This window comes from Clavibacter lycopersici (assembly GCF_003576405.1).
Classification (GTDB): Bacteria; Actinomycetota; Actinomycetes; order Actinomycetales; family Microbacteriaceae; genus Clavibacter; species Clavibacter lycopersici.
The window spans coordinates 1-4148 of sequence record NZ_QWGT01000239.1 but is presented as its reverse complement, the minus strand read 5'-3'; the positions used below and the strand labels follow the sequence as shown (position 1 = coordinate 4148).

The 4148-nt window shown below is 75.0% G+C and carries 4 protein-coding genes; 2 read left to right on the top strand and 2 right to left on the bottom strand.

What is annotated here, in order from left to right; genetic code table 11:
• Both DZG00_RS12980 and DZG00_RS12975 read left to right on the top strand, forming a co-directional pair.
• A partial coding sequence (locus DZG00_RS12980) for an RpiB/LacA/LacB family sugar-phosphate isomerase (protein ID WP_119455698.1) occupies positions 1 to 349 on the top strand: 349 nt, incomplete at its 5' end.
• A 6-nt stretch (positions 350 to 355) separates the two neighbouring features.
• Entirely contained in the window at positions 356 to 1345 is a 990-nt protein-coding gene (locus DZG00_RS12975) for an Fpg/Nei family DNA glycosylase (protein WP_119381742.1), read from the top strand.
• A gap of 105 nt (positions 1346 to 1450) precedes the next feature.
• On the opposite strand, the gene DZG00_RS12970 is transcribed toward DZG00_RS12975, so the two are convergent.
• Both DZG00_RS12970 and DZG00_RS12965 read right to left on the bottom strand, forming a co-directional pair.
• Entirely contained in the window at positions 1451 to 1936 is a 486-nt protein-coding gene (locus tag DZG00_RS12970; protein ID WP_119381741.1) for a Dps family protein, read from the bottom strand.
• A gap of 114 nt (positions 1937 to 2050) precedes the next feature.
• A partial coding sequence (locus DZG00_RS12965) for an SCO7613 C-terminal domain-containing membrane protein (RefSeq protein WP_375342506.1) occupies positions 2051 to 4148 on the bottom strand: 2098 nt, incomplete at its 5' end.

Genomic DNA, 4148 nt, shown 5'->3' with positions numbered 1-4148 from the left:
CATCCGGGCGGCACGCGCCGTCGTGGCCGACCAGCGTGACGGCACCACCTCGCTCGGGGTGGTCTTCGGCGGATCCGGCAACGGCGAGCAGATCGCCGCGAACAAGGTCGAGGGCGTCCGCGCGGCGCTCGTCTGGAACCTGTCGACCGCCGTGCTCGCGCGCCAGCACAACGACGCGAACGTGATCTCCATCGGCGCCCGCCAGCACACCGTCGAGGAGGCCACCGCCTTCATCGACGCGTTCATCGCCGAGCCCTTCTCCGGCGAGGAGCGGCACGCGCGCCGCATCGCGCAGCTCGCCGAGTACGAGACGACGGGGGCCATCGCCGGTCACCCCGTCACCGACTAGGCCGCCGTGCCCGAGGGGCATTCGATCCATCGGATCGCGAAGCAGTTCGAGGCGCACTTCGCCGGCGACGTCGTGCAGGCGGCCTCGCCCCAGGGCCGGTTCGCCGAGGGCGCCGCCGTGCTCGACGGCCGCCGCCTGCTCCAGGCCAAGGCGGTCGGGAAGCAGATGTTCCTCGAGTTCGACGGCGGCGTCTGGCTCCGCGTGCACCTCGGCCTCTACGGCGCGTGGGACTTCGCGGGCGACGTCACGACGCTCAATCGGATGGGGCAGAACGGGATGCGCGGCGACGTGCCCGTCGACGACCGGGTGGACGACGCACCCGTCGACACGGCCGCGGAGGACTCGCTCGCGAGCATCGGCGCGCCCCGCCGCGCGCGCCTCCGCATGGCCGAGCAGGAGAAGGTGCACGACCCGTTCTCCGCCGAGGCCTGGCCTCCCGAGCCGGTGGGCCAGGTGCGCGTGCGGCTGCTCACCGAGCGCGCCGTCGCGGATCTGCGCGGCCCCACCGCGTGCGTCGTCGCCAGCCCCGAGGAGGTGCAGCAGGCGATCGAGAAGCTGGGACCGGATCCGCTCGTCGACGGCGGCAAGCGCTCGGAGGACCGCTTCACGGCCACCGTGCGGAGGAAGCCGACGGCGATCGGCCTGCTGCTGATGGACCAGGCGGTCGTCAGCGGGATCGGCAACGTGTACCGGGCCGAGCTCCTGTTCCGCGCCCGGCAGAACCCGCACACGCCGGGGCGCGACGTGCCCGAGGACGTCGTCCGCGGCCTGTGGCGGGACTGGTCGAAGCTCCTGCGCAAGGGCGTCGAGGTGGGCCAGATGATGACCATGGACGGCCTGCGCGGCAAGAAGCTCGAGGCCGCGCTCCGCAACCGCGCGGATCGGCACTGGGTCTACCACCGCGAGGGACTGCCGTGCCGGGTGTGCGGCACGAACATCGTGATGGAGGAGGCCGCGGGCCGGAAGCTCTACTGGTGCCCGTACTGCCAGGCGTGATGCGCGGCCGGGTGGCGTCGGGCGCGACCCGGCTCTGAGACGACGAGAGGGGCCCCGATCCGATCGGATCCGGGCCCCTCGACCGTCGGCCGGTGGTCGCCGGTGCTACTCGCTGATGTGGGCGAAGAGGAACCAGCGGTCCTTCTCGAGGCCACGGGCGATCTCGATGGCGACGTCCTGGCTGTTGACGTCGATCTCGCCCAGCTCCTGCACCGCGCGGTTGACGAGCTCCATCGTCGCGTCGATCTGCGCGATGACCTCGGCGATCGTGGCGCTCGACTGGCGGAAGCCCGGCGTGAGCGGCGCGGTGGTGGTGGAGGAGGCGACCGTCTCGATGCGGGCGTCGATCGGGAGGCCGAGGGCGACGACGCGCTCCGCGGCGGTGTCTGCCCACGCCTGCGCGTGGGATACCAGGACGTCGAGGAACTCGTGCACGCCGATGAAGTTGGCGCCGCGGACGTGCCAGTGCGCCTGCTTGCCGTTGACGGCGAGGGTCTGCAGGTTGACGACGACGGGGCTGAGGAACTGCGCGACGCCGGCGGCGACGTCGGCCGATGCGGAGCTGGTGGGGACGTGGACGGTGTCGGTCATGGGTTCTCCTCGAGCGTTGCGGGTCTGCGGACTGCGGACGGTGCCCTCAATCTCGCGCACCTCGCATGGCGCCGCAAGCAAGCTGAGGCATCGCTTACCGGCGCCCGGCCGCGGTCAGCGGAGCGCCGAGACGCGGGCGGCGACCTCCTTCACATCCCGGATCCGCTGCTCGTAGCGGGCCGCGACGGCGATGAGGACCATGCCGCCGACGCCCGCCCACGCCCACCAGGGGACGGTGGTCGAGGCGATGCGGATCCACGGCCAGAGCTGGGCGACGGCGTGCACGAGCAGCACCGCGGCGCCGATGAGGAAGGGCGCGCGGAGTCGGAGGCGCGCTCCTGCGAGCAGCGTCGCGAGGGCGAGGACCCCGAGGCCGACGATGCGCCACGCCGGGCTCGGGCCGAGGTCCGCGAGCAGGGGCGGCACGAGCAGGACGAGGAGCCCGGGGCCGAGGTGCCGCATGCTGCCGGACGCCGCGTCACGGACGAGGCGTCGGCCGCCGACCACGAGGAGGGCGGCGGCGATCGGCACCGTGACGGTCTCCACCGGATCGGCCGCGCCCGTGACGACGAGGACCGCGGCGACGAGGCCCCCGATGACGAGCGCCGCGACCGCGAGGACGCGGTCGTGCAGCGGGGTACGGACGGCGGTGCGGGTCACGCCTGTGGCGGTGTCGTCGTCCGTGTCCGTTCCTGCCGCCTCCGACGTCGAGGGCGAGCAGGCGACGTGGACGAGCGCGAGCACCGTGACGAGCAGCACGGCACGGGCTCCGACGCCGTCCAGCCGCTCCGCGTGGGCGCGGAGGATGGCCGCCGTGCCCACCGCTGCGGCCCCGACCAGCGCGACCGTCACGGTGACGCGGGGCGCCGCGCGCAGCAGGGCGTCGACGGTGGCACGGGCAGCGGGGGATGCGCTCGCCGGCGCCGCCGCTGCCGACCGATGGGGCACGCTCCCATCCGATCCGTCTGGGGACGCGGCCGTCCCACGATGACCATCCCCGCTGGCCCCGATGGCCTCCATCGGGTGCGCGGGCAGGAGCGACACGGCGAGCACGAGGACGACGGCCGCCGCGAGGGTCCAGAGCTCCGTGCGCCCGAACGTGGCCGTCTCGTGAGCGACCAGCTGGGCTATGGGCCGCCCGAAGCCCACGAGCGGGACGACGAGCCCGGACGCCGCGGCGGTCGCGAGGAGCAGGGGTCGCGCCGGTGAGCCGACGGCCGCACCGCGCAGGGCGGCGGCCGCCAGGATGAGGAGGATGCCGGCTGCGCTCCCGAGCAGCAGCGCCCGCACGGGCGCCCCGCTCCACGACGCGACTGCGGTGGGAAGGGCCGCGAGGAGCAGGGCCGCGAGGAGGACGGGAGCCGCGCCGGATCCGCGGGCGGGGCCGGTCGGCGCATAGCGGCGGCGTCGCGCGGGGAAGCCACGGTGGAGGAGCGCGGCCACGATCAGCATCACACCGGCCGGCGGCAGGACGTAGGGCTCGACGGCGTCGACGCGTCCGCGGTCGAGCGCTACCCACAGCGCGGCGGATCCGAGGACGAGCGCGATCCAGGCCACGCGGTGCCGCCAGCGCGAGCCCGTTACCGAGGCGGCGACGAGCACGGCGGTCGCCGAGAGGAGCAGGGCGACGGGGAGCCCGGAGGCATCGGAGGCCGCGCCCACCATGACGGTGCCGGCGACGAGCAGGCCCGTCGCCGCGTCGGCGGCATGTCGGATGAGGCCGTCGACCGCCCCGGGGGAGCCCCCGGGCAAGGTCGACGGAGCCGGGTTCCGGATGCGGTCGGCGGCACCCGCCGCGGCCACGAGCACGGCGACGACGGCGGGCACGGCCAGCGCGGCGGGATCCAGCGGGACGTACCCGCCCCGCCAGGCGAGGAGCGCCACGGACACCGCGCCGAGCAGGGCGACCGCCGCCGACGCGGCGAGCACCCGGCGGTGCACGGATCGGAGGACGAGGAGCACGCCGGCTCCCGCCACGAGCGCCGCGCTCGCGACGAGGGGACGGACGACGCCCTCGCCGGAGCCGACCGACGCGGACATCACGACAGCGACGAGCGCGGACGTGCCGGCCCATGCGGAGGCCGCCATCCGCGCGTCGGCGGGACCGCGGGCCCCGCGCAGCACGAGCACGCCGACGGCGATGAGGACCGCCGCCGTGATCGCCAGCTGCACGTCGACGGCCGGCCCGCGGTCGGCGTATCCGGCGGCGAGT

What these genes read in the sequence shown, in the direction of transcription:
- DZG00_RS12970 (WP_119381741.1), bottom strand. Translation starts at nt 1,936, where the DNA reads ATGACCGACACCGTCCACGTCCCCACCAGCTCCGCATCGGCCGACGTC.